This window comes from Campylobacter concisus (genome assembly GCF_902460535.1).
Lineage (GTDB): Bacteria > Campylobacterota > Campylobacteria > Campylobacterales > Campylobacteraceae > Campylobacter_A > Campylobacter_A concisus_AS.
This window is the reverse complement of sequence record NZ_CABPTV010000009.1, coordinates 170,128-172,259: the sequence shown is the minus strand read 5'-3', so window position 1 is coordinate 172,259 and position 2,132 is coordinate 170,128. Positions and strand designations below refer to the sequence as shown.

2 protein-coding genes are annotated in these 2,132 nt (G+C 39.1%); both read right to left on the bottom strand.

Going from position 1 to position 2,132, the window contains the following annotated elements:
- Positions 1 to 139 precede the first annotated feature (139 nt).
- Positions 140 to 1,507, bottom strand: coding sequence for a multiheme c-type cytochrome (locus FZ945_RS09065; RefSeq protein ID WP_148804012.1), 1,368 nt, complete (start codon positions 1,505 to 1,507; stop codon positions 140 to 142).
- 9 nt (positions 1,508 to 1,516) lie between these two features.
- Entirely contained in the window at positions 1,517 to 2,089 is a 573-nt protein-coding gene (locus FZ945_RS09060; RefSeq protein ID WP_021089703.1) for a cytochrome c3 family protein, read from the bottom strand.
- Between the last annotated feature and the right edge of the window lie 43 nt (positions 2,090 to 2,132).

Sequence of the window (2,132 nt, the reverse complement as noted above, 5' to 3'; positions counted from 1 at the left end):
GTAGTGCTAAGCCGTATGATTTTATGATTTAAATTTACAAAAATAATTGTTAAAAGGTATTTACATTAGGATAATAACTAAAAGATAAAATTTGGAATTTAAAAATAAAAAGGTGGGAAAATTCCCACCTTAAAAAGTATTACTCTACTTTACCAGATTCCATTCTTTTTTTGTAGATCTTACGAAGTTTTCTTATATCATTTTTAACTTCGAATACACCGTGCCAGTGTGAGTAGTCAGGACCACCCATTAGAGCGCCTTGTCTCATACGACGACCTTCATGGTGCCACATATGATAGTAGATATCTTGGAATTCATCCTCCCAAGCGTCTGCGAGTAGTAAGTTTTTAGCTTTCAACTCTTCAAGCATCTTAGTTACTTCAGCATTGTAAACGTTATAAAGCTCTACTTGCTTATCACCCATAATGAAGAAGTTATCTGTATGAGTTGATGTATGGCAAGCTTTACAAACTAGCTTCATCTCAGCTCTTGCTGCTTCTGGCCCATTTGGATGACCTGCAAGTGGCGTTCCTATGGTTAGTTTGCCAGTTTTTTCGTAAACAACAGCAGCTTGTTCATCACCAGCTGTTCTTAGCTTACTGCTGACGCCCCATAGGTTCCATTTTAGTCTTCTTGAAACATTGTGAGTTGTTGTTGTTTCACCAACACCACTCATGTGGCAAGCTGCACAAGTTGGAGCTCTAAAGTCTGGCACATCCCATGTATCAGGAGCAGCATCAAAATTCCATTTGTGAGCTTCGCTATTATAGATATGTCCGTGCATTGAGTTGTTAAAGATCTCAATATCTGGGTGATCAGGTCCAAGGTGGCAAGATGCACAAGCAGCTGGTTTTCTAGCTTCAGCTATGCTAAATGTGTGTGCGCTGTGACATGATTTACAGTTACCTACGCCACCATCTGGATAAACATTGCCTATACCATAGTTTGGCCAAGTCTCTTTTGTAGGTTTGTGATCAGCGTCTAGTTTGATGACGGTTCCGTGGCACTGAGAACAACCAGTGGCATCTGGAGCCATTTTAAAGTCAGGATGATCTGCTCCCTCATAGTGATACATTAGTTTCACCATTGCAGGATTAGCATACATTTGCATAGCAGCTCTTGCGTGACCGCTCTTTACTAGTTCATCAACTTCGTTTTCGTGGCACTTAGCACAAGTTTTTGGGCTAACTAGCATTGAAACATGGTTGTTAGAATCTTTTGGATGCACCTTAACTGAAGCCATAGGATTATCTGCATTTACAGAGTGGCAATCCATACAACTTACGCCAACGTGAGCGTGGCGACTATTTTTCCAATCGGCAACTATGCCGGGTGTCTCTTTAGCGTGGCACTCAACACAGCTTTTTGATAAGTCTGACATTTTGTGAGCAACTTTAATGTTTTTTACAACATTAAGGTTTAAAGCGTCAGATTTATTTGCATCCATGTTTGCGGCAAAGCCAAAAGACATTAGACAGGCTAATAACATTAGCGACTTTTTAAACATCTCTCCTCCTTACTTGGTTTTATTGTTTTCTTGTTTTTTAATTGCTTCAAATTTATCGATTTGTAGTCCTAAATTCTTGTGCCCAACGTGCTCGTGGCAATCAACACATGATTTTTTATTAGGATTTCCAAGAACGAAATAATCTCTATGTGGCAAAAATGATTTACCAGCTTGAATAACATTTTTTAAATTTGAGTGGCAGGTTAAACACCCACTATCATAGACAAAGTGAGATGCGTGCTCGCGTTTTTTACGCCAGTCGATCTTGTCTGTATCTGTAAAAAATGTCTTATAGCCATCATTTATCGATACTTTAAGTTTTGTAAGCACATAGGTATAGGCACTTGTATGATTTAGGTGACAGGCTGAACATTCAGCTTTTATGCCAAGCTTGTTATTGCCGCCGTGTACATCTTCATGATATGCAGCATTCATAGGATCCATCGTGTGACACATGGTACAGACAAATCCGCTACCAGTCGCATGAAGTGCATCAGCTATGCCCATAGAAGCGATAAGGCCGATTACGATGCCTATTATCACAGATGACCAAACAAAAAATTTCTTCTTAACTTCAGCCAAAATTTCCTCCTGACTTTATCAATATATCGTAAATTTTTACGAA

Coding starts and splice junctions, on each gene's coding strand:
- FZ945_RS09065 (WP_148804012.1), bottom strand. CDS start 1,507: ATGTTTAAAAAGTCGCTAATGTTATTAGCCTGTCTAATGTCTTTTGGC.